We start from the raw sequence: 23,961 nt of genomic DNA, 5'->3' as shown, positions 1-23,961 counted from the left end.
ACAGCGATATCATTCGATTGGATTTTACAACGCAATCATAAAAGATACTAATAAGAAAGCTTCAATATTTTGTTTTGGATACATCAAATAATAGAGTTTCAACACGAACCTTTTGTTAATCAAAAAGCGGATACTTTGCTTGTACGAACGTATCCGCTTGTTTTCTGTGCTTTCTAGGCGAATCCTATAAGGATCCTTGTTGCTACAATGATCCTTAAGCAGCCTTTTGGTCCTGGGGAATGGTTTTCGCATAACGCAAACTCATAATGATACTTAGAACACTGACCGCAATAAGAACAATGCCTAAAATTTCAAAGTGTCCAGCCGATATTGCTTTCCCAAACACCAATCCAAGAACGACAGAAGAAAGGATAGATCCTAAATATCGGCATGTTTGAAAGAGGCCTGAGGTCGTTCCAACCATGTCAGGTGGGCTAGCCTCTAACATAGCGACTTGCAACGCTACATTTCCAAGGCCATAGCTAATCCCTAATAAGGAAAGAATCAGGCCCTTGATGATAATAGGTGCAGGGATAAAAAAGATCGTCAATAGTATGGCTCCCAGTGCCATTAATAGGGTACCTACTATAATAGGCTGTATTGTTCCTGCTTTATCGACCCACTTGCCGGTGAGAGGTGACACGACTATACTAACTCCCGACATAAAGAGCATGAGTAGGCCGCTTGTTTGAACACTAAAGTGCATTTGGTCTTGAAAATAGCTTGGTAAACCGAAAAACAAGCAATAGTTAAAAATATTTAACAGAATGAATTGTAAATAAACCCATGAAAGATCAAGATGGGACTTAAATAGACGAACATTAATAAAGGGATCCTTTGCTTTTAGTTCTCTCCATATAAACAAAAGTAGAAATCCAACCCCTGCTATACCGGATCCATAATGAGTGGACGATTTAAATGATAATAAAAACCATAATAAAAAGATCATTCCTGCCGCAAACAAGAAAATTCCTGCCAGATCAAGATGATACAGGACATCCTTGAAATTTGTTCCTTCTCTTTTCGAATCCTTTGGAAACAGGAACAGTCCAAGTAAAAAACTAATGACAATGAAAGGAAAGTTCACTGTAAAAATGGATGGCCATCCACTCCATACAATCAAGAAACCTCCCACTGTAGGCCCTAAAGCAGTCATGGCGGATGCAAATATGGAAAGAACGGCCAAAGCTGCAGCTTGACGCTCATGAATGTGGCTTCTTACGAGTCCGATGCCAGCTGGGTAAATGGCACTACTTCCAACGGCTTGTATTAACCTCATCAATAGTAAAACGAGAAAAGTAGGGGCAAAAGGTGCTCCCAATGCTGAAATTGCTACTAGCAATAAGCCAAATAAAAAAATCTTCCTCCGCCCCACTAAATCTCCTAGTTTGCCTGTTACCGGTTGTGCTACCGCACTAGCTAAATAAAAGGATGAAATCAGCCAGGATACCGTTATAAAAGAAAGATGGAAATCGCGCTGGATGCTATGGAGGGCAAGGGAAATCATAGATGAATTCAGCGGATTTAACATCGTGCCCGTTGCCACAGCGGTTAAAAATAAGGAACGACTTTTCTTCAAATTTACCATCTTGTTGCCTCAGATAAGAATTTATTTGTTATACGACGTTTGAATATCATAAAGGGTTTGGGTGAAAGCACACTCACACATCCGTCTCTTTGATCTACATACCGCTGTATGAATCCTCTGGTCTGCAAAGAAGTCACTTGTCTGCTTACGGTACAAAAATCCCGCCTAGGTGGTCTTCTGACCAACGAGATAACGAGCCCTAGAGAATATGCTAGCGGCTCGTTTTTCCTTAAAGACATGGCCTATGCTTTTGGTTTGAACGTAATCACAACATTCGCACTGCCAGATGATTGACCATATCCAAAATATTCACTTTGATATTCATGATTCGCATTCATGACGCCGAGCATCAGGGCTATATGTCGTCCCCCCGATTCAACGGCAGAGATCTTCGCATATTGTGGAAGCATCTTCCATGCTGAATCGAAATCAGAGGAATTAAGATACGATAGGAACTGCTTATCCATGGCCTGCTCGGAAATTGATGGCATGAGGTGTGCACCTCGATGAAGATTATGTGATAATGCCCCACTGCTGGCAAACATGGCACGTTTACCGCTTTCATTTAGCACTTTGCCAATTTCCTGTCCCCAACGATAGGTTTCTTCGAGAGTAGCAGCCCAGCAAACGGATAAATCAATGACAGGTACATTCACTCTCGGTAACAAATATCGAAGGGGGACGACCGTTCCATAATCCCAAACATAGGTTGGATCATCCACAGCTTTAACCGGGATGCCTGCGTCTTTTCCCGCTTGCGCAATCTTTAAGGCAAGTTCCTTATCGCCAGCATGGTGATAAGGAATGTCGGAAATTAAATCTGGACATTCAAATGCAGTGAGGACCCCTTTATGGTCCGCCGTCGCATCAATTAAATGATCGAAGCTTGACATCCAATGACAGGATACAAGCAGTAACACATCGGGTTGAGAGCTTTCAATGATGCCTGCCACTTGATGCATTCCCTGAACCAATTCTCTTTGGAACTCGGGAGCAAATTCTTCATGACACATCCGTGGTGTGTGAGGAACTAACATAGCAAGTTCAAGACTCATTCTATTTCAACTCCTATCTATTAGGGATGTTTGAAACTGGCATACCACCGATGCCCCAATGCGTTTTCGGGATTTCTGTGACGATCACGCGAATGCTTTCTTTTGGTGCACCCAACGTTTCATGAACAGTATTCGTTACATTTTCGATGACTTCTTTGATTTTATCCTCAGGTCTACCTTGTATCAATTGAATTTGGATTAATGGCATATTCCCCGCTCCCTTCTATTCGACAACCTTGAATGTAACTTCTCCCAAACCATCGGCCTTTCCTGCAACCGAGTCCCCGACAGATAGCATGACAGCCCCGGTAATGCCACCAGTCAAGATTATTTGACCTGCTTTCAGTTTTTCCCCCTTTCTAGCTAGCATATTGGCAAGCATGGCAACCGAATTGGCAGGGTGTCCAACAACGGCTGCTCCCGCACCTAATTCTTTGATTTCTCCATTAATAGATAGAGTCATCCCTACCAGGTCTAAATCTAATCCATCTGGATGAGTGAGTTTATTTCCGAATACCACGCGTGAAGCAGAAGTATTATCTGCGATGACATCTGGCAATGTAAATTTAAAGTTTTCGTAACGGCTGTCAATAATTTCAAGTGCAGGCAACACATATTCGGTGGCTGCTAAAACTTGTGCCCCTGTGATGCCAGAACCTTCGATATCTTTTCCTAGAATAAAGGCAATTTCTGCTTCTACTTTCGGATGGATGAGGTCACTGATTTTTAGCTCTCCGCCTTCCGGGATGACCATATAATCAAAAACATACCCGTAAATCGGCTCATTGACGTTCATTTGTTTCATTTTTGCTTGGCTAGTTAATCCCATTTTCGGCCCGACAATGCGATGACCTTGACCGAGTTTAATGTTCACTAATTCCTGTTGAATTTTATAAGCAGCCTCAATGTCAAAAGGTGTTTGTTCCGTCACACGAACCACTTCACGCTTTTCTACTTCGGCTAGGTGTAATAAATTTGCAATTGAGTTATGATCCACACTCATGTCGTTACCTCCTGATTTCTGGTTGCCGCAAGCTGTGCCGCAACGTCTACGATCATATCTTCTTGTCCGCCAACTACTTTACGTTTACCTAACTCGACTAAGATGTCGCGCGCATCGATATTAAACCGTTGTGCAGCTCGCTGAGCATGTAACGCAAAGCTGGAGTAAACTCCTGCGTAACCTAACACTAAACTGTTTCTTGTAATTTCTTGGGGAACCGTAAGGATTGGAGCTACTATGTCTTCCGCTAAGTCCATCATTTTATACAAATCGATTCCGGTAGAAATGCCTAACCGATCGAGAACTGCAATCAAGACTTCCGTTTGGGTATTCCCTGCTCCAGCACCCAAGCATCGAACACTACCGTCGACCCGTGTTGCTCCTGCCTCGATCGCACATAGCGTATTGGCCATCGCCAAGGAAAGGTTGTTGTGTCCATGAAACCCAATGTTGACGCTGAGCGATTCGCGAAGAGCTTTGATTCGCTCGGTTACCTGATGAGGCAGTAACGCCCCTGCGGAATCGACCACGTATACCGTATCCGCACCATAGCTTTCCATCAGTTTAGCTTGTTCTACTAATTTTTCAACCGGTGCCATATGCGCCATCATCAGAAATCCTACTGTTTCCATTCCGATTTCCTTCGCATAGGCGATATGTTGAGCAGATACGTCTGCTTCCGTCACATGTGTAGCGATACGCGCTAATTTAGCTCCAAGATCGGCCGCATGTTTCAATTCTTTGATCGTTCCGATTCCCGGTAGAAGAAGGACCGCCACTTTCGACCGATCACAAACCGAGACAGCTGCTTCAATTAACTCAAACTCATTAGTGCGGGATAATCCATATTGCAAGGAAGAACCAGCAAGACCGTCACCATGAGATACTTCTATATAAGGGACACCCGCGTCATTTAATGCTTTTGTCACGTTTAAAACTTGCTCAACAGTGTATTGGTGTGCCACTGCATGACTACCGTCACGCAGTGCAACTTCAGTGATTGTGATTTGACGTTGTTTTGACATCGCCTATACCTCCAGAGCCAATCGATGTTTGGCGAATTCTTCAGCTACTTTTACAGCGGCTGCAGTCATGATATCGAGATTTCCAGAATAGGTAGGTAGATAATCTCCCGCCCCTTCAACCTCTAAAAATACCGTTACACGATTTCCATCGAAGATCGGTTCATTTCGTAAACGATACCCAGGTACATAGGATTGAACCGATTTCACCATGTCATGGATGGAAGCAGAAATCGCCGCTTCATCCATTTTTCCTTCTTCGACGATCGCATGAACCGTATCTCTCATTAAAATCGGTGGTTCTGCTGGATTGAGAATAATGATGGCTTTACCTTTCTTCGCTCCACCGATCGCTTCGATCGCATGTGAAGTGGTTTCTGTAAATTCATCAATGTTTGCTCGTGTACCAGGCCCGGCACTCTTACTAGAGATTGTAGCTACGATTTCCGCATAGTCTACTGATGCCACACAATTGATGGCATGAACGATGGGAATCGTCGCCTGTCCACCGCAAGTCACTAAGTTCACGTTATCTGCTTCTCCAACTAATTGGGATAAATTCACCGGAGGAACAATAAATCCCCCTACCGCTGCAGGCGTTAAATCCAAAGCAAATTTACCGGCTTCTTTTAAAAGTACCGAATGGTGTAAATGCGCTTTGGCAGACGTTGCATCAAACACAAAGTCGGCTAATTCAGGACGCTCTAAAAACCCTTGGATTCCATTATCAATAGCAAAATATCCACGTTCTTTTGCTCTTCTTAACCCCTCGGACTCGGGATCTACCCCAATCATTGTGGTAAATTCTAATACTTCGGAACGTTCCAGTTTCATCATCAAGTCGGTTCCAATGTTCCCCGAACCTAGAATGGCAACTTTAACTTTAGACATTAGATTTCACTCCTCGCTTTATTTCGAAAAACGAACGCTTACTTCGCCAAGATGGGCAAAACGCGCATGGAAATGGTCTCCCGGCTCTGCATTAACGGCAGCAGACAGGGCACCTGATAGAATGACTTCACCTGCTTGTAAATGAATCCCAAATTCTGATAGTTTATTAGCTAACCAAGCCACACAAGTAGCTGGATGTCCTAAAGCAGCAGCCCCTACCCCTGTGTTCATGATTTCGCCATTTTTATAAAACACTACGCCGGTTAAGGACATATCCAATTGATTTACACGCAACGGTTTACCGCCTAGGACATACAATCCGGAAGACGCATTGTCCGCTACGGTATCCTGTAATTTAATCTTCCAATTGGCAACGCGACTGTCTACAATCTCGAGGGCAGGTAAAACATAATCCGTGGCCAAAAGAACATCCGATGTGGTTACCTTAGGTCCTACCAAATTTTTCTTCAACACAAATGCGATTTCCGCTTCAACACGCGGCTGTAGCACGCGGCTAAAAGCAATTTCTTCTCCATTTTCAACAACCATATCATCTAGGAGATGTCCATAATCCGGTTGATCAACGCCAAGCAGGGTTTGCATCGCACGAGATGTGAGTCCGATCTTTTTTCCTACAATTTTTTGACCTGACTCCACCTTGTTTTGAATCGTATGAAGCTGGACTTGATAGGCCTCTTCGATGGTCAGATTGGCATCCAGTTCGGTAAGAGGGGAAACCCCTCTACCTGCTCTCTCTGCCTCGGCTAAATGTTGAGCAAATCTAACTGTTTTATCCATGTCCATGTTCTCCTCTTATAGCTTAATACAGATATTTGACAATTCACTGAAAAATTCAAAGCTGTGGATTCCACCTTCACGACCAATACCGCTTTGCTTCATACCACCAAATGGTGTGCGAAGGTCACGTAAGAACCATGTATTGACCCAAATGATTCCAGCCTCAATTTGGCCAGCTACGCGATGAGCACGACGCAAATCATTCGTCCAAAGGGAAGCACTCAATCCATAATGCGTATCATTTACTTGCTCAATAACTTCCTCTTCACTATCGAAAGGAATAACAGTTACAACAGGACCGAAGATTTCTTCTTGAACCACACGGCAATTACGATCTAATCCAACGATGATGGTAGGCTCTAGGAAGTATCCGTGCTCTAACCCTTCTGGGCGCTGACCACCGGTAAGAATTGTACCACCTTCTTCAACCGCTAATTTGATATAACTAGTGACGCGCTCAAAATGTTCTTCAGAAATCAAAGCACCTACATTGGTCTTTGGATCAAACGGATCGCCAACCACCATTTGTTTTGTTTTTGCCACGAATTTTTCTAAGAACTCTTCATAAGCAGAACGCTCAACGTAGATACGAGATCCACACATGCAAACTTCCCCTTGGTTTACGAAACTAGATCTCATCGTGGTTTCAATCACTTCATCTAAATTGGAATCTGCGAAGATGAGATTCGGGTTTTTTCCTCCTAATTCGTACGATAAACGCTTTAATGTCTTTGACGCAGCTTGCATGATAATTTTTCCTGTGGTTGTTTCCCCTGTGAAGGAAATCGCGTTGACATCCGGATGCTCGGTTAAAACAGCTCCAGCTGAATCTGGACCAAATCCATGGACGATATTCACTACACCGTCAGGAACCCCTGCTTGCTGACAGATCTCACCTAGTACCGTTGCTGTCATCGGTGTCAATTCCGCTGGTTTGATCACACAGGTATTTCCAGCTGCGAGACAAGGAGCCAACTTCCAGGTTAAAAGAAGAAGGGGTAAGTTCCATGGGTTAATCAAGCCCACTACTCCTACCGGGCGGCGAATCGCGTAGTTGATTGCTTGATCATCTGTTTGATAAGCCTCTGTACCAATTCCTCTTAAGTAATCTGCAAAGAAGTGGAAATTGTAAGCGGCACGAGGGATATCCAAATGGCTAGACAAAGAAAGAGGTTTACCGGTATCCAATGTCTCTAATCGTGCAAGTTCATCTTGTCTTTCCAGAATGATATCTCCGATTCGACGGATCACAGCAATTCGGTCATTTGTCGTTATTTTCGACCATGGACCTTTTAACGCTTTTTTAGCCGCGGCAACAGCTAAGTCAATTTCCTCTTTTCCACCTTCAGCAACCCAACCAAGACGTTGTTGGTTAGCTGGATTTACATTTTCAAATGTCTTCTCATTTAGAGAATTCATAAACTCGCCATTAATAAAGTGTTTACAGTTCATCGTTAGATCCTCCTTAAATTTGAAAGGGTATTCAATATTTCCTTGAGTTCATCATATCGCGAGATTGTTGCTCATACAATGACTAAGTTCCTCTATATGGAACAAAATTAAAAATTTTTAAATTATTTTTTTTGCCTGTTCTTTTACTATTTTTAGAACTATTCTTATAAATAGAGAAAACTTGTGCAATACATTTGTTCTATACGCAACAACTAAAAAGGAAAAAATATAATTTATTAGTCTAGCATCGTTAATAACCTTTTCTGGTCAGCATCAATCCGCAGAAAGCAGCAATCAGGAATGCCACGATTAATAAAGCAAAAGCATAAGCATAACTTCCATGACCAAAGGTGATCAACGCACCCATCGCGGTTGGCACGAACGCCGCAATGAAGTTGGCGACTCCAGACATGATTCCTGTATTCTTTCCGATTTCTTCCGTCGTTGACATACTGTGCATAAGTCCATGGATCATAGGTGTCGTAAAAGCTTGAAGAAGGGTTAACGCTCCTCCGACCAAGATCGCGTCAATAACAGGAGAAGAAATTTGAGAACTTAAAAATAGAAAGATAGCAGCTCCTACGTAACCTCTGAAGGTCCAGACGGCCTTTTTATGTGTCTTATCTGTATGTGAACCGATCCAAATCGTAAGAATGAGTGCGATTCATAAGCGAATAACATATAAAAGCTTGTCGTTTTCGGACTGAAATGCTTTGCATTGGCCAAATAACTTGGGAACCATGTAGCGAGGCCATACACACCAAGAATATTGATACCGAAGCCGACCACTACTAACCAGTACTTTAAGGTTTTACGGATTATCCCCCTTTTAAATTTATTAACGCTTACATTTATTACTCTCAATCTTTATAAAAAAAGTCATCATCTCCCCACTCCATGGCATTGTTCATTGCTTTAAACCGATAACCACATTTGTGGAGTGGAACGATTTAAACATGTGTAACAGAAATAACTAAAACTATCATAAATTAAAGATAATTCAGACACAATATCACAGTTCTTTTATATGCAACAATTTATTTTTTTATAATTATATAACTATTATGTCTTCATTTCGTTTCTTATCTATGTTAAACTTTTGCGTAGTAAAATAGCGGAATTACGTTCTTTCATGCGCAACAAACTTAGTGGTTTAGAAAAAATTATTCCAACCCAAATGATAAAGAAAGGAGAATTTCAATGACAAGGGACTACACGCTTTCATCAGTAAAAAATTCACTTCGTCTATTACAAAGCTTTACTATGGAAGAACCTGAACGCAAAGTGACCGAGTTAGCCCAGATGTTGGGAATGGGACATAGCAGCGTAAGCCGGATGTTAGCTACGATGGCGAGTGAAGGATTCGTGACCAAAGATCCAGAAACCCAAAAATATCGTCTTAGTTTATCTATTTTAGGCTTAAATTCCGTGATTATTTCCAATCTACAAATAACGAGAACATCACAGTCCACATTGCAAAAGCTAGTTGATGAAATCGGGGAAAGCTCCCACCTGGGAGTGATGGAAGGAACAGATGTAGTCTATATCAATAAAGTCGGATGTAATCACCCCGTACAGATTCTTTCTTACATAGGTAGAAGGAATCCCCTTCACTCCACTAGCTCCGGCAAAGTAATCCTAGCACTCCAAGAGGAAGAGGTCATTAATCGTTATATAGAGAATGTGTTAGATAAATTTACAGTAAATACGATTATTCATTCTGATGAGTTTCGGCGAACACTCCACGAGATCAAAGAGCAAGAATACGCCGTGACCACTGAAGAGCTTCGGGATAGTGTGGCGTCAGTCTCAGCGCCGATACGCGATCACACTGGAAAAGTGGTTTATGCGGTAACTGTGGTCGGTCCTGTTCATCGGATGGATCCACAAGACGCGAGGATTATTGCTAAACTAAAAACGGCGGCCAAAGAAATATCTTCACTATTAGGTTATAGGAAAGGATGATTATGATGTACGATATGCACACCCATTTTATCCCCCCAGAACTTTTAACTTGGATTCGAGATCATCAAAAAACCATTGATGCCACGTGGGAGCGAAAATCACCCAAACAGAACGAATTTTTAACGATTAATGGCAAATGGGGTTTTGAATTGAAGGAGTCTTTTGTAAACCCTATCAAATATTTAAAAGAACAAGCCCAAGCAGGTGTAGAACATTCACTCATTTCACCGATCCCGCAATTGTTTATGTATGAGTTTTCTTCTGGCATCACGAGTGAAATGGTTCATGTGTATAATCAGTCTTTAGCCGATTGGAGCCGCCAACATCCCGAACACATATCAGCATTGGCCACCGTTTGCCTGCAAGATCCTGTTCAAGCTGCTGAAGATTTACGTTCCGCGATGAATGATGGATTAAAAGGGGCCATCATCGGACCTGGCTTATCAGGAAAGTTGTTAACGAACGAATGTTTTATTCCTTTTTGGGAAGAAGCCAATACGCAGCGTGCCATCGTGTTCATTCACCCACTTTTATCTGAAGACCCACGATTGAAGCAACGTATGATGCCAAACTTAATCGGCGTACCATGGGAAACAACAGTCTGTGCCACCGATCTTTTGCTCAGCGGGCTATTGGATCGATATCCGTATGTGAAAATTTTACTTGCTCACGGCGGTGGTTTCCTTCCCTATCAGATCGGACGTTTGGACAAAGGCTATGAGAAATGGCAATCCGTATCCGGAGCATTGCAGGCTCCTCCGATCGAATATCTCCGTCGATTCTGGTTTGATACTGTGTTGTGGAATCCTGATACGTTACAATATTTAACCACCTTGGTCGGTGAAGATCGTGTGGTTCCAGGTTCGGATTACCCGTTTGATTTATGCGCATTCCCTCCCGTTGCTTTAAGTGTTCTTGGCGTACAATCTCTATTAGCAAAATAAAACAGCATGCAAAAGCCGGCATTTCAGTAGAAATGCCGGCTTTTTGTACACCATCTATGCCTATCATCATTTTCCGGAAAAAATCAAGTCCTATCATTCCGTATACAGGAACGTGGTTACCACCCTTCTATTTCTCAATGTCATAATTCTATTATCAGATCAATCAAGTATATTAAATATAGAAAGAAGGCGTTCTCTTGTCAAAATTACCGTTATCATTTGCCTGTTGGGATTACGATCGAATTCGTGCTCTTACCGATGGAACCACAGAGCCAAAGGGAATTGATCTAAATTGGCTCAACTTGCCTGTAGAAGAAACTTTTTGGCGTATGATGCGTCATCAGGAATTTGATGTATCTGAATTATCCTTGTCATCTTATTTAATTGCAAAAGATCGTGGTTATCCGAAATTGACAGCCATCCCTGTTTTTATGTCTCGCGCCTTCCGCCACTCCGGTATCTATATTAATAGACATTCAGGAATTAAAGAACCACAAGATTTACGCGGAAAGCGTGTGGGTATCCCTGAATATCAACTGACAGCCTGTTTATGGATTCGCGGTATTCTTCATCACGATTACGGAGTAAGCCCAACGGATATCGAATGGTTTATGGGGGGAGAAGAAACACCAGGAAGAATAGAGAAGGTGAAACTAGATTTACCATCGGATATTCAGATTCGATCCATCAATGACGACCAAACCTTAAATCAAATGCTGGAGGATGGCATGATTGATGCGATCATTGCGCCACGTGCACCATCCTGCTTTTTAAATGGATCACCCAATGTTCAACGATTGTTCCCGGATTTTGTTTCGGTAGAAAAGGACTATTACACTCGAACCGGTATATTCCCGATCATGCACGTGGTCGCCATTAAGGACGAAATCTTAGAGAAACATCCATGGGTAGCCGCCAATTTATATCAGGCTTTTGTCGCGGCTAAACAGAAGGTGTATGATGGATTCAAGCAAACTGCTGCATTAAAAGTCACCCTACCATGGTTAATCTCTGAATGGCAAAATACAAAGGAACTCATGGGGGAAGATTTTTGGCCTTATGGTTTAGATAAGAACCGTACTACATTGGAAGCAGCGGTTAGTTATTCTTATGAACAGGGAATGATAAAAAGAAAGCTGGATATCGAAGAGTTATTTGTGAAATCGACGCTTGAGGAATATACGGTATAAACATTGTGAGTAGAGGGTGGCCCCTAGCAGAGCCCCCCTCTGTTTTGTTTGGTATGGGCTAATCTGTGCAAGAAAAAATCGCCTACTTGGAGATAGATGCTTGCCATAAACATACCACCTACACAGACGATTTTTATTTTCATAGAGTAACTAGAATGTAACAGCAAGACAAAGATCAAATAAAAGGTAGAAAAATACCGTTGTACCAATAGAAAGGACGATTGATTTTCGGATGGCTGTGCGACCTTCAATCCAAGACACGAGAAACACAAACAATGCAGTTGCAATTTTGTAATTGGTCCATTCAACAGCTACAACAAATACAATCAGCCATAATACAATGCGAAGGATATTTTTCCATTCTGTTTCTGCCGTCTTTTGGTGTGTCACTTGGTCCTGTATCATACTCTCTTGCTCCGGTCCCTGCTCTTGCTGTTTTACCCCTTTGTTCACTTTTGATTGAAGGTTTGGAAAGACATCCAATAATAAAAGACTGAACGTAAATACAACTCCAATCAGGGCGATGGGAAGGGGCAATTCACGTGCCAAGGGTTGAAACTGAATTGCAAGTATAGTGAGTGTCAGAAAGATAAGGAACAAAAATCCATCAAATAGGATACGATCAATCGACCTAGGTGCTTTCACTTACATCACCCACCATTCCCATTTTAACCGTCCTGTTTTTACGTAATGTGATAAAGATGACGGCGATTACAATGACTAATATGACTATCGAGATGGGTCGCGTTACGAAACCCTTCCACCCCATCGCTAGTAGGGTTTGATGGAAGGATGTTTCCATCAATTTGCCAACCATTAAAGGGATGACAATATTAATCTTCGGAAAGCCGAAACGATTCAACAAATAGCCAAGGATACCAAAGGCTAATGCTACATAGACATCCCCCATCTCCCCTTTTAACGCATAGGCGCCAATAATGGAAATGGCCAATATAATAGGAGCTAATACTTGTTTAGAAACTAGTGCTAATTTTGTAAGATACCCGCCAATCAATAAGGCGACAATCGCTGTAATTAAATTACCTGCAACTAAAGCATAGATAACCATTAATATCTTTCCAGGATCTGTTTCAATTAGCTTTGGTCCTGGTTCGATCCCTAATATCGTTAAAGAACCTAGTAATACAGCCATTTCCACATGACTCGGGATACCAAAAATGAGCGAGGGGATAAATCCGCTGGCGTCCTTTGAATTATTCGCCGCTTCCGGAGCAATAACGCCGGCAATTTCGCCTTTTCCATATCGCTCAGGGTGTTTACTTGTCTGGACGGCCTGCCCATAAGCAACAATCGTTGTAATCGCTCCACCTACACCCGGAATCATGCCCATGAATGTTCCAATGGCACTACTGCGAATAAACACGCCAAAGTTTTGAAACACAGACTTCATCCCATCGACTACACCGGTTAATCGCGAAGATACATGGGACTGATCAGCCACACTGCCCTTCTTATGCATCATTTCTATGCCTTCGCTAACGGCAAAGAGGCCAATTAATGTCGGAACAATCTCAATTCCATTGTATAAATACATACTTCCAAACGTAAATCGTGTCATCCCCGTAATGGGATCATATCCAAAAAACGAAATCATTAGCCCCATGACGGCGGCGATCAATCCCTTTAAAATGGATCCACGTCTAGAAATGACGGTAATCATGCTCAAACCAGCAAGGGCCATCATAAAAAACTCAGGATAGGAAAAAGCCAAGACGACCTTTTCTCCAAAGGGCAAAATCAACGTCAAAACAATCGCACCAAAAATAGCTGACAATAAGGCACTACAAGCGGAAGCACCTACGGCATACCCACCTTTTCCCTTGAGGGTCAGAGGATATCCATCAAACGTAGACGCTACACTTGGAGCATGGCCAGGTAGGTTAAGTAAAATAGCTGCTAGAGATCCTGACAAAGGAATCGCACTCATCGCCCCTATTAACATCACAATCGCTGAAGCGGGGTCCATTTTATAGGTTAAAGGTGTTAATAAAGCTAAGACTTGAGGACCGCCAAGGCCTGGCAGGATGCCAAACAAAATGCCGACCAGGACCCCAACTAGCAAAAACAAAGGGGCTGGCCAAGTGAAAAACGATTGAAGAGCAGGCAAAACGAGATGTCCCATAACCTCTTATATCCCTCCCTTGAATAAGTTTGGTATCATTAACATCGTTTCAATGATAAAAATATTTTAAAAAGAATAACAGACTGTGGTTATTCAATCATGACAGTCTGTTATTTTGTTTATACCTTGTAGACATTTAATTTTTGATGCTATTCTTAATCGGATCTGCATATTTTTTCAAAGATTCGATATCGTCCTTAACTTCCTTCAACGTATCGTCTGCGTTAAGATATTGAGGAGAATGGTACTGTTTATTCATTTTGTCTAAAAACTTTGGATCCTCCATCGCCTTTTTTAAGGCATCGCGAAGGATTTGTAAATGTTCTTTGGAGACACCCGGGGTTGTGCCAACAGCCCCCACCAAGTTAACCAGACCAGACAACTGCGGATATCCCAATTCGCCGATCGTTGGGACATTCGGAAGGTTCTTTAATCTTTCTTTAGAATAAGTCCATACGGGTTTGATTAATCCTGCCTCAATTTGTTGACGCATAGCAGGATAAGGGAATTGAACAAAATCAACGGACCCTTGGGATGCGGCCATGACGCTTTCGGAACTACCACCACTTGGAACAAAGGTTGGATGAATGTTTAATTCTTTACTCGCAATGAAGGAACCCAGACCCGCTGACGTGGTTATACCTGTTGTACCCACACGCAATTTTGGTAATGCCTTCAAACTTTTAATATCTTTGATGTTAGCCGTTTTTGAAGCGGCCGCAACATAAGGAAGGTTAAAGACTTGCCCGATCCATTCTACTTTGGTTAAGTCATAATCTCCATTTCCGATTAGTGGACCAAGCGCAATACCTGGTAAAGTAAAGTAACCGATAGTATATCCATCAGGTTTTGCATGAAGGATATTCTCTGTTCCTACCACACTATTTCCGCCAGGTACATTTTTTACGATAACGGAGGGTTTATTCGGTAAGTATTCGGATAGAAAGGGAACTAAGATTCTTGCCGTTGTATCAAAATCACCGCCTGGCGAATACGGAACGACAAATGTGATGGTCTGCTTAGGATATTGGTCAGATGATCCTTTGGCCGAATTCGAAGTCTTTGCTGCGCTGCAGCCTGAAAGGATTGTGGTAATGCCAAGCGCAGCGCAAACAATTTTTAGTAAACCTTGTTTTCTTCGTATGTTTTTCATAGGTTTCCTCCCTCATTCTAAAAAAGAATCCGCTTACAGAAGTGATAGTGTGAAAGTACCTTCATTTTATACATAATTTGGTTCCAGAAAAATACACGGTTCCTTTATACGGCACACGAAAGTAAACACTTAAGAAAGCTTTCTTTGAAATCTAGTCACCCAACGAGCGCCTTCATCGGAAGCCGGCAAAATTTCATCTTACCAGACTTGTATAATGTCGGCTGCTTGGACCGCATCCCATAATGTTAACACGCGAAAGCCATCGTGCTCGGCCCTCGACCATACTTCATCAACCTTACGCAGCCCTATGACAACTTCGATATCATTGTCTCTGAGCAATCGAGCAAAGGTTTCGCCATTCGCATTGTATCCCAAAATCGCTATCTTTTTATCTCTCAAATACTGGGGAATTTGAACATCCATAAAAGAGAAGCTCCCTTCTATCACCTACACTCTTAACTCTAAAAAACAGCCTTCATATCTCCTTTTAATCCTTCCCGCCAATCCACTTCTTTGGGCAGGAAGCGGTCACATGCCCGCACGTCACGATACGTTTCTGGATTTACTCCACGAGGAGCTCTTCCTTCTTCGACGTCCCTAGTCGCTTCTAGCAAAAGTTGTCTCGCAGCGATAATCGCCAGATCTGCAGTTCCTAGCTTTTCTTTGGTTCGATCAACGAAAGGTTTCTCCATGGTTTCTTGAAGCGCATAGTCCTGGGTGTTAATGCCGGTAATACCAGTAAATGTTTTGGTTCTCTGCAGCTCACGATCGATCAAATAATCGTTCGATGCATTTCTCTTTAAGCGGTATCCCGGTAACATATCCTCAGGACCCCTTCCAAAGTTGATCTCTTCCTGCAGGGCAAAATCAGGATCTAGCGGAATGTCGCGTTCCGTCGTATATTTAAAATTCCAAACCCATACGCTCGCATCATCAATTGGCACCCAAATATGCCCTCTGATTGTTGGATAATTCTCCCTGCTTCCATCATGCCATTTTATCATTTGCCCACGCATTTGCTGGTTTGGCATGATGAATTGATAGGCCCTGATATAATTTCCATCTTCCTTCAAATCACGGATTCCCACGTATCTAAATCCGTAATCTGTTTTATCCACTTCTAGCTTTGGATTCGTAGAGCGAGACCTGAGGGATTTCTTATCCTGGATATTGTTGTTGTGTGCAAATGATGAGTGGGAAGTATCGATTCCACCCTCTAACGCTTGCAGCCAATTACATGCCTCGAAGGTTTTGGAAACTTGAAGATGAGTATCTGGCGCTCTTAGCCATTCGTAATCTGGAAAGCTTGGCTGCTCATCCTTTGGTCCCATATAGGTCCACACAATGCCTGCCTTTTCCCACGTCGGGTAAGACTGAATTTTCACTTTATCTTTGAAATGGCTGTCTTCTGGCTCGTTCGGCATATCCATGCAGTTTCCTTCATGGTCAAACTTCCATCCGTGATAAACACACCTTAATCCACATTCCTCATTGCGTCCCCAAAAAAGATGTGCACGTCGATGAGGACAGTAAGCATCCACTAAACCTACTTTTCCTTCTGAATCCCGAAAGGCAACTAAGTCTTCCCCCAATAGTTTTACTTTTACCGGAGGGCAGTTGACTTCTGGCAGCTCCTCTGCAAGCAAAGCCGGTATCCAAAATCTTCGAAATACTTTTCCCATTGGGGTACCTTGACCCGTTAGACATAAGCGTTGATTATCTTTTTGTTTTAACATGAAACATCGCCCCTTCTATTTCATTCGAGTGTTGACCCTTTGTAATCTCATTATAATTTCTGCTAATTACTTTCAAACAACAGGGTTCCTCTATACGGCACAGCTAGCAGTACTTTTCTTTTTTGCATTCGCTACCCTGCCGTCTCGAAGAAGGGTTCAAATGATTACATTTTACATTTGAATGTTTCAGGTGCCATCTTGTATTCATCTGGTTTTGTTCAGGAGAACCTTAATCCATATTGAGCCTTTCGGTTATCAACCGGCTGTACATTTTCATTTCTTTTACATACTGTTGAATTTGATTAGGGTAAAAATGAGCCTTCTGACCCGTAACACTGATCGCGGCCATCACTTTTCCCATATCATTGTATACCGGTATCGCGACGGAACAAATTCCAATCCTCAGTTCTTCCATCGTTACGGCATAACCAACCCTGCGAATTTCATCAATCTGCTGTTTAAAATGCTCCTCATTCGTAATTGTTTTAGCTGTATAAGGATAGAGTCCTTCCCCAATGACATTGTCGATTTCACTATCATCCTGATAAGCTAATAGAAGTTTGCCAACCGCTGAGCAATAACTTGGTGTCCGGTCGCCGATCTTTGAAATCGTGGCCTGATCAGAATCAGGAGTATGTTTACTTAAATACACAATTCCCCCATTGTCATAAACACCTAATCGGACTACTTTTCTCACCGATTCCATTAATTTTTCTAAATAGGGTATAGAAATCCGGTGTAGTTGCATTGAGTGATAGGCCGTGAACCCCAATTCAAAGGCACCAATCCCTAGCTGATATTTCTGAGTATCCTCATTTTGTCTAACCAAACGGGTTTCAGTTAACGTTTTCATTAGACGATACACGGTACTTTTGGCTAAGCCTAATCGTACACTCAACTCGCTAATCCCGAGTTCCGTTTCAGTTGAGGAAAACGTTTTCAATATTCGGATGGCATTGTATACGGACGACAAAACTTCCTGCTGCCTTGCCATATTCTTCACCCTCTTATTAAGGTTGATTTTTAGCTAGTTATTTGACCTGAGATTCTAAAGCAATAAGATGGCAGCTGTCAAAATCAGAGAAAAGGCGATCACATAGACTACACTCCAACTAGCAATTCGCAAGGGGGCTACCTGAATCATCGATGACATCAACCCCAGCGTACCGCTAAAAGGCCCCATGAAAAACGTCATAACGGCACCACCTAGGAAAGCAACCGCCATTTGGTCCGTCGAAATGCCTACAACATCAGTTGTCAGAGATTGGGCTAACAAATTCACAACAACAATCGGATGTAGGCCAACAAAAGATAAAAATAAAACAATAAATGGAAGAAGAAAAACAAAAATGTGAATCCCGACTATATCATGCAATTCAATAAATAGTTGATTAACCAAATGGTCATTTCCTGAATAGCGAAGGGCCTCCACAAAGAAACCTGCAGTTAAAAAAACAGCAAACGACTCACTCATCTCAGGCATTTTATGCTTAAAATGGTTCTTAACCTCGGCCCAGAAAGCTGGGCTTTTTTTGAGGAGCAAACACCAAATCCAAGAAAAGGGAACGGTAAATAGGGTAACAATGACGACTAAGCCCAAGGTTGAAACGCTATCGATACTTACCACCAAAACGAGGAGCAAGACAATCGCAGCAATAATTTGAAGCAACATGGAACGAATGGATGAGTCTTCTTCAACCGATGCAGGTGAACTAGCAGCGGCTGTTTCGTTATGGGTAATCTTCAGTTGTTTGTTACCTTCTATCACACTGAAAATGATCCAATTAAAGACCATTGTGGCTAAACTAATGGCTAGAAGAATAGGGAAAATGTGTACCCATCGTACATGGGTTACATGAAGAACAACCCCGACAATACCGGAAAAAGGAGTCCAAATAATAGGCAACGAATACCCTTGAATGATGCCACTGGCTAAAAAACGTTTGTGATTTCTAATGGGCCATGCTTTCACAACTGATTTGACACTTGAGTGAACGAGTGGAATGGTAGCCATGTTCAAAAAAGTACCAAGAAAATAAGACAAGGCTGTGACTACCCGGTACAATTGAGAAACGGATTTAACCCTTCCATCAAATAACCGTTCAAATGCCTCTCGGTATCCTCCGACCTGGATCGGTATCGATAATAAAGGAACAACAGCAAACAGAGAAAGCAAGTAGAGCATGTCCCCGTTAAGCTTCACATAAGAAAGAAAATCAATTCCTTTCTTCCAAACCATCCAAGTCCCTAAACCTAGAAATACAATCGAGATCACTCGACTAAAAAAATGACATGACGAAAGAGAAATCACGATAGCGAGCATCGAAATCAGCGCAAGGGAAATGTCCAAATAATTACATTTAATTACCTGATCAACCATAAATAGCATGACCGCAAGAGTAAAAACAATAGATTTCGAGTACAGGAAGAAGAAGTGTTTTGTTTTCATTCTGCTATTTTCCTTTCCTGCAGGTTTTCCTGTGACTAACCAAACAAGAATTAGAAAAGCCTCTTTGGCAGAAAGCAAAGAAGCTAATCTTCATTATCCGAGGCGTATCCTATCCTCGCTAACCCCATAAACTTACAACCACGGAGAAACAGTAACCAACAACGGAGATGGTTCTCCCTCTCCTCCAGCTGTCCTGAGAGCTAAATCCGTATCGGATAGTTTATAATTATGGGAATTCATGATAGCAAGTGGGAACTTTCCGGAAGCGACAAACTCTACCGCCATTTGTACGGATTCATAGCTATGTCCACGAACCCCTTTGATGATCAACGATTTATTGTAAATGATATCGAGATCGAAGTCATTGAAAAGCTGATGTTTCAACGCTCCCAATAAAACCGTCCCCCGCGTTTTGGCCACTTGTAAAGATGAAATCACAGGGTCCGTTCCCCCGCTCGTTACGTCGATCACCAAATCAGCCATTTTTCCACTGGTGATTTCAACTACCCTTTTGACCAAATCTTCTTTACTGACATTAATGGTATAATCAGCGCCTAATTTGCTAGCGAGTTCTAAGCGTTTTTGACTGCTGCTTCTTCCAGTAACAATCACGGTTTCAGCTCCGGCTGCCTTAGCTGCTAAGGCACAAGCAAGTCCTTGTTGACCGGGCCCTTGGATCACCACTACATCGCCAGGTCCAACATTACCGATGATTCTCATCCATTCAAATCCGTTCGATAAAGGTAAAGTCAAGGCCGCTTCAACAGCTTCTACATGTTCGGGAAGTTTGTGGATCACCGCATTCGGATGCAGATACATATGTTGACTAAATCCACCAAAGAGTGCTGGATCTACACTCATCGGTGTAGCACCATACCGAATCCCGCCTAACTTTGGATTGGTGTCAGGGCACAAACGATAAAAACCGGACCGGCATGATTCGCATTGACCGCAAGGAATATATTCCTCCATGACCACACGTTCTCCCTCTTTGACTCCCCACCGTTTTGAAGCCTGTTCACCGATTTTATAGATATGTCCTACTACATGATGCCCTAAAATCATAGGCTCTTTTAAGCTCCGGTAATAGGATACATCTGTACCGCAAACGCCGACAATTTCTACCTTTAGAATGCCTGCATCGGGTTCCACATGAGGCAAGTTTAACTCTTGAATTTCTGTAAGTTTGACATTGGTCGCAACCGCAGTCCATGTTTTTTCACGCATATCCGTCAACCTCCAATAAAGTACCATCACAATCGCCTATCCCTAATTTGGCGGACCTCATTTTAGTAGATTAATATTAAACAGCCTCAAAATCTTTTTCCGCTAGTTTAAGTGCTTCCTTTGCCCCTTCATGGAAAGGTACACCCTTGGGAAGCAAGACAGATGCAGCACGAACCTTATGGCTCTCTGGATCCAATCCAGGTAACAGTTCGCCATTTTCTAACGTTTTTACTGCGTTTAGCAGGCAGCGGCGAGACTTTATAATCGCAGTGTCGCTGGTTCCTAATTTCTCTTGTGAACGATCCACAATCGGTCCCGCACTCACTTGAACAGCATGATCCTCCATTCCGAGACCATAAATCCCTGCAAAAGAGTCCCCTCTTTTTTGCATTTCTCGATCAATGAGGAAATCATTCTCCTTGTTCGCTTTTGTTCGGAAAGTGCCAGGAATTATTTGTGAGTGAATGCCTGCGCCAGAATCCATTTGTTCAATTTCCTCTTTTGTTAAATCACGACCCGGAGTCCAACTCCAGCTCCATACCCAACAATGCTCATCATCAATCGGTACCCAAGCATGGCCTCCACGAGGAGCTCCACCGAAAGGAGGGATCATGGTATACCATGGCATGATAAACTGGGTAATCCTCCAATAAAAATTTTCTTCGTCAGCGTTTCGTCTGGCCCCAATTAATAGTCCATAATCCGTGTCTACTACTTCAAAGCGTGGTGCAGCGTCTTGAGCCAATAGTGACGTACTGTTGCTTTTCTTAGAGACTCCTATACCGCCAACTGAACCTGAATGAAGGATCGATACATGACTGGAATCAATTCCTCCTTCCAGCGCTTGATAGTAATTGCATTCTTGAATTTTTTTCGAAATATACCGTTGGCTATCGGACACTAACATCCACTCTTGCTCAGGTAGTTCAGGTTTTTGCTCGGGTTCCCCCATATAGGTCCAAATCACACCACCTCGTTCTTCGCAAGGGTACGATTTAATTTGAATGTTATGTTTAAAATTACTTTCCGGTGGTTCAGATGGCAAATCGACACAGTTTCCATTCACATCAAATTTCCATCCATGATAGGCACAGCGTAGACCACACTGTTCATTCCGTCCAAAAAATAAAGATACCTTTCGATGCGGGCAATATTCATCAACTAAACCAATTTTTCCATCCGTATCACGGAAGGCGATTAATTCCTCCCCTAAGAGTTTGACTCGTACAGGTGGACAATCCGGTGAAGGAAGTTCGCTAATCATGAGAGCCGGAATCCAATAGCGTCTTAGTGTCTTTCCCATCGGCGTGCCTGCATCTGTCCTTGTTAGAGTTTGGTTGTCTTGAAAAGATAACATGTTCAAATCCCTCCTGTTGATGATTATATTCACATTGTTACTTAAAAATAGAACGCTTTCAAATTGATAGTTTTTATCCTACCTATACAAAAAATTAATAAACTGTTCACCGTATTTATATTTTATATAGGATAAATTAAAATCATTAATTTGAAATACTGCCAATTTTCACTATATAATCAAACAAAGATGTATACAGTGGCTGTACTGGTTCATTTTGATGAAAGAGGGGAAAACCGAATGAACGATAGAGATTTCGAAGAATTGATTTTAAGATGCTACACGGGAAAAAGCGTTGCCATAATTGGTTATCAAGATGTTGAAGCGCGACAACGGGCAAGATTTTTAAAAAATCATGGCATTGATGTCATGATTGGCATGCGACCTGGCGATGAATGCTGGGAACAAGCACAAAGAGACGGATTTAAGGTATTAACCGTTTGGGAGGCTGCAGAACAAGCGCAAGTCGCTCAAGTGTGGTAAAAGACTACTTGATATTAAAAACGGTAACCATAGCACAAAGCTTTGGTTACCGTTTTTTCGTACAAATAAGAAAAAAGCCACCTGACGGTGACTTTTTTAATAATGTTTCTATGTTTGTGTAGCCTCTACAAAAGCGACCTGTTTCTCCTTGTCTTGTACTACGGGACTCTTTCCACCTTTAACAAATAAGATAGCAAAAGCTCCTAATACCGGACCCGCACCTAAAGTTGCAAAAACGAAAAAGTAATTATGTGTCATGTCAATGACAGCGCCTACAGCTAATGGTGCTATGAGAGCACCCAATTGCCACATGGCATTAACTAAACCAGAAGCGGTTCCTACAAATTTTTTATCCACTGAATCACATATCAATGTATTTAATGGAGGGTAAAATGCATAGCCCAGAATACCTATAATTGGAAGTAAAAAATATAAATAGGAAATGTTTTGGTTCACACCAAACCAAAGTAAAATCGGGCCAAGCAATAACAAAATCCAAAATGACAGCGTTTTACGATTAACAATGTCAGATAAAATCCCTGTGATTGGCTTGCACAATAAAGCTGCTGTCCCAAAGAAAGACATGAATAAACCTGCTTGTACAAGAGAAAGATGCAACGATTTATTTAAATACGCATTCGCCCATGTTGCAATTCCCAGTGTAGCCCATTGTCCACCAAACCCAGCAATCCCTGTTAATAATAGGTTTCTATTTTTAAATAATAAGATAACATCCTGCCAATAACTTTTATTATCTTTTGCCTCTGTGCTCTGTTGCGTCACAGGTGTACGTTCTTTTAGTAGAAAAAATGCCAGGATGAAACCTAACAAAGGAAGCAGTCCGGACACCAAAAACGAAGTACGCCAGCCATACCCTTTTGATAGAGTTGGAACATATAAATTTACAAGAGACACACCTAAAGAGGTCGATGTCATGAATAAACCGTTGGCTAGCCCACGTCTATTTTGAGGAAACCAATCTGTGATGGCTAGCAATCCAGCAGAGAAAATGGCCCCTGATCCCACACCGGCTAAAACTCTAGTTAGAAATCCTAAAGTAAAAGTAGCCGTGAACGAGGTAAGTAAAGTGGATATGCCAATGATAAACAATGAACCTAGTAATACTTTTCGATAACCATAACGATCTGTTAAAAATCCACCTGGAATTTGAGTCAGGACATATCCAATATAGAACGCGGTCATGAAACTTCCAGCCTGAGTAGCATTTATTCCAAGGTCATGTGAAGCTAAAGGTATAATCGGGGGCCACGACATTCTACTTACATAAGACAATAAATATACCAACCATGCAAAAAATAAAGCTAAAAAAGCTGGCCTGAGCCCCGTCTTCATAAATAAAAACCTCCTGATGGTAAATAGTTGACAGTTGTCTGTCACTTTTTGTAGCGCTTACATTTGTCTTTAAACAATTCATTACATTGTGAAGCCATTTTAGCATTTGTCTTCCATGTTCACATGAAGCTTTTGTTTCTAAATTGAATCAC

General features: G+C 42.1%; 23 protein-coding genes. 4 read left to right on the top strand and 19 right to left on the bottom strand.

The window, feature by feature from the left end:
* Positions 1-214: 214 nt before the first annotated feature.
* The 9 genes from PP175_RS12710 to PP175_RS12670 all read right to left on the bottom strand — a co-directional run bounded on the left by PP175_RS12710 (position 215) and on the right by PP175_RS12670 (position 8,269).
* Positions 215-1,588, bottom strand: coding sequence for an MFS transporter (locus PP175_RS12710; protein ID WP_272438728.1), 1,374 nt, complete (start codon positions 1,586-1,588; stop codon positions 215-217).
* A gap of 242 nt (positions 1,589-1,830) precedes the next feature.
* A complete protein-coding gene (locus tag PP175_RS12705; protein WP_272438727.1) occupies positions 1,831-2,643 on the bottom strand; it encodes a DODA-type extradiol aromatic ring-opening family dioxygenase in 813 nt (270 codons plus the stop codon).
* Positions 2,644-2,656: 13 nt separating this feature from the next.
* Positions 2,657-2,851, bottom strand: coding sequence for a 4-oxalocrotonate tautomerase (locus PP175_RS12700; protein ID WP_272438726.1), 195 nt, complete (start codon positions 2,849-2,851; stop codon positions 2,657-2,659).
* A gap of 15 nt (positions 2,852-2,866) precedes the next feature.
* On the bottom strand, positions 2,867-3,646 hold the full coding sequence (locus PP175_RS12695; protein WP_272438725.1) for a 2-keto-4-pentenoate hydratase: 780 nt from the start codon (positions 3,644-3,646) through the stop codon (positions 2,867-2,869).
* Positions 3,643-4,671: a 4-hydroxy-2-oxovalerate aldolase gene (dmpG, locus tag PP175_RS12690; protein WP_272438724.1), complete on the bottom strand. Its 1,029-nt coding sequence runs from the start codon at positions 4,669-4,671 to the stop codon at positions 3,643-3,645. Before dmpG ends, PP175_RS12695 begins: the two co-directional genes overlap by 4 nt.
* Positions 4,672-4,674: 3 nt before the next feature.
* Positions 4,675-5,559, bottom strand: a complete 885-nt coding sequence (locus PP175_RS12685; RefSeq protein WP_272438723.1) for an acetaldehyde dehydrogenase (acetylating) — start codon at positions 5,557-5,559, stop codon at positions 4,675-4,677.
* 18 nt (positions 5,560-5,577) lie between these two features.
* Complete coding sequence (locus PP175_RS12680; protein ID WP_272438722.1) at positions 5,578-6,363, bottom strand: 2-keto-4-pentenoate hydratase; 786 nt, start codon at positions 6,361-6,363, stop codon at positions 5,578-5,580.
* Positions 6,364-6,372: 9 nt separating this feature from the next.
* Entirely contained in the window at positions 6,373-7,809 is a 1,437-nt protein-coding gene (locus PP175_RS12675) for an aldehyde dehydrogenase (RefSeq protein WP_272438721.1), read from the bottom strand.
* A gap of 250 nt (positions 7,810-8,059) precedes the next feature.
* The gene (locus tag PP175_RS12670; protein ID WP_272438720.1) at positions 8,060-8,269 is read right to left on the bottom strand and encodes a hypothetical protein; all 210 of its coding nucleotides are present in this window, start codon (positions 8,267-8,269) and stop codon (positions 8,060-8,062) included.
* Between the two features lie 740 nt (positions 8,270-9,009).
* On the opposite strand from PP175_RS12670, the gene PP175_RS12665 reads away from it, so the two are divergent.
* The 3 genes from PP175_RS12665 (at position 9,010) to PP175_RS12655 (ending at position 11,908) form a co-directional block, all read left to right on the top strand.
* On the top strand, positions 9,010-9,774 hold the full coding sequence (locus tag PP175_RS12665) for an IclR family transcriptional regulator (protein ID WP_272438719.1): 765 nt from the start codon (positions 9,010-9,012) through the stop codon (positions 9,772-9,774).
* A gap of 5 nt (positions 9,775-9,779) precedes the next feature.
* The gene (locus PP175_RS12660; protein WP_272443256.1) at positions 9,780-10,718 is read left to right on the top strand and encodes an amidohydrolase family protein; all 939 of its coding nucleotides are present in this window, start codon (positions 9,780-9,782) and stop codon (positions 10,716-10,718) included.
* 197 nt (positions 10,719-10,915) lie between these two features.
* Entirely contained in the window at positions 10,916-11,908 is a 993-nt protein-coding gene (locus PP175_RS12655) for a PhnD/SsuA/transferrin family substrate-binding protein (protein WP_272438718.1), read from the top strand.
* Between the two features lie 150 nt (positions 11,909-12,058).
* On the opposite strand, the gene PP175_RS12650 is transcribed toward PP175_RS12655, so the two are convergent.
* The 9 genes from PP175_RS12650 to PP175_RS12610 all read right to left on the bottom strand — a co-directional run bounded on the left by PP175_RS12650 (position 12,059) and on the right by PP175_RS12610 (position 21,973).
* Entirely contained in the window at positions 12,059-12,553 is a 495-nt protein-coding gene (locus tag PP175_RS12650; protein ID WP_272438717.1) for a tripartite tricarboxylate transporter TctB family protein, read from the bottom strand.
* Positions 12,540-14,051: a tripartite tricarboxylate transporter permease gene (locus tag PP175_RS12645; protein WP_272438716.1), complete on the bottom strand. Its 1,512-nt coding sequence runs from the start codon at positions 14,049-14,051 to the stop codon at positions 12,540-12,542. Before PP175_RS12645 ends, PP175_RS12650 begins: the two co-directional genes overlap by 14 nt.
* A 136-nt stretch (positions 14,052-14,187) precedes the next feature.
* A complete protein-coding gene (locus PP175_RS12640; RefSeq protein WP_272438715.1) occupies positions 14,188-15,204 on the bottom strand; it encodes a Bug family tripartite tricarboxylate transporter substrate binding protein in 1,017 nt (338 codons plus the stop codon).
* A gap of 198 nt (positions 15,205-15,402) precedes the next feature.
* Positions 15,403-15,627, bottom strand: a complete 225-nt coding sequence (locus PP175_RS12635; RefSeq protein ID WP_272438714.1) for a Rossmann-fold NAD(P)-binding domain-containing protein — start codon at positions 15,625-15,627, stop codon at positions 15,403-15,405.
* A gap of 38 nt (positions 15,628-15,665) precedes the next feature.
* Entirely contained in the window at positions 15,666-16,940 is a 1,275-nt protein-coding gene (locus tag PP175_RS12630; RefSeq protein WP_272443138.1) for a Rieske 2Fe-2S domain-containing protein, read from the bottom strand.
* A gap of 229 nt (positions 16,941-17,169) precedes the next feature.
* On the bottom strand, positions 17,170-17,934 hold the full coding sequence (locus tag PP175_RS12625) for an IclR family transcriptional regulator (RefSeq protein WP_272443137.1): 765 nt from the start codon (positions 17,932-17,934) through the stop codon (positions 17,170-17,172).
* Positions 17,935-17,988: 54 nt separating this feature from the next.
* Positions 17,989-19,389 carry a hypothetical protein gene (locus PP175_RS12620; RefSeq protein ID WP_272443136.1) on the bottom strand — a complete coding sequence of 467 codons (1,401 nt, stop codon included), beginning with the start codon at positions 19,387-19,389 and terminating at the stop codon, positions 17,989-17,991.
* Positions 19,390-19,521: 132 nt separating this feature from the next.
* Entirely contained in the window at positions 19,522-20,616 is a 1,095-nt protein-coding gene (locus PP175_RS12615) for a zinc-dependent alcohol dehydrogenase (RefSeq protein ID WP_272443135.1), read from the bottom strand.
* 76 nt (positions 20,617-20,692) lie between these two features.
* Positions 20,693-21,973, bottom strand: a complete 1,281-nt coding sequence (locus tag PP175_RS12610; protein ID WP_272443134.1) for a Rieske 2Fe-2S domain-containing protein — start codon at positions 21,971-21,973, stop codon at positions 20,693-20,695.
* 240 nt (positions 21,974-22,213) lie between these two features.
* On the opposite strand from PP175_RS12610, the gene PP175_RS12605 reads away from it, so the two are divergent.
* Positions 22,214-22,456: a Rossmann-fold NAD(P)-binding domain-containing protein gene (locus PP175_RS12605; protein WP_272443133.1), complete on the top strand. Its 243-nt coding sequence runs from the start codon at positions 22,214-22,216 to the stop codon at positions 22,454-22,456.
* Between the two features lie 108 nt (positions 22,457-22,564).
* On the opposite strand, the gene PP175_RS12600 is transcribed toward PP175_RS12605, so the two are convergent.
* On the bottom strand, positions 22,565-23,809 hold the full coding sequence (locus PP175_RS12600) for an MFS transporter (RefSeq protein WP_272443132.1): 1,245 nt from the start codon (positions 23,807-23,809) through the stop codon (positions 22,565-22,567).
* Positions 23,810-23,961: the final 152 nt, after the last annotated feature.

Origin of the sequence: Aneurinibacillus sp. Ricciae_BoGa-3, assembly GCF_028421645.1 — a bacterium.
Classification (GTDB): Bacteria; Bacillota; Bacilli; order Aneurinibacillales; family Aneurinibacillaceae; genus Aneurinibacillus_B.
The sequence above is the reverse complement of the archived record's forward strand: the minus strand, read 5'-3'. Positions and strand labels throughout refer to the sequence as shown.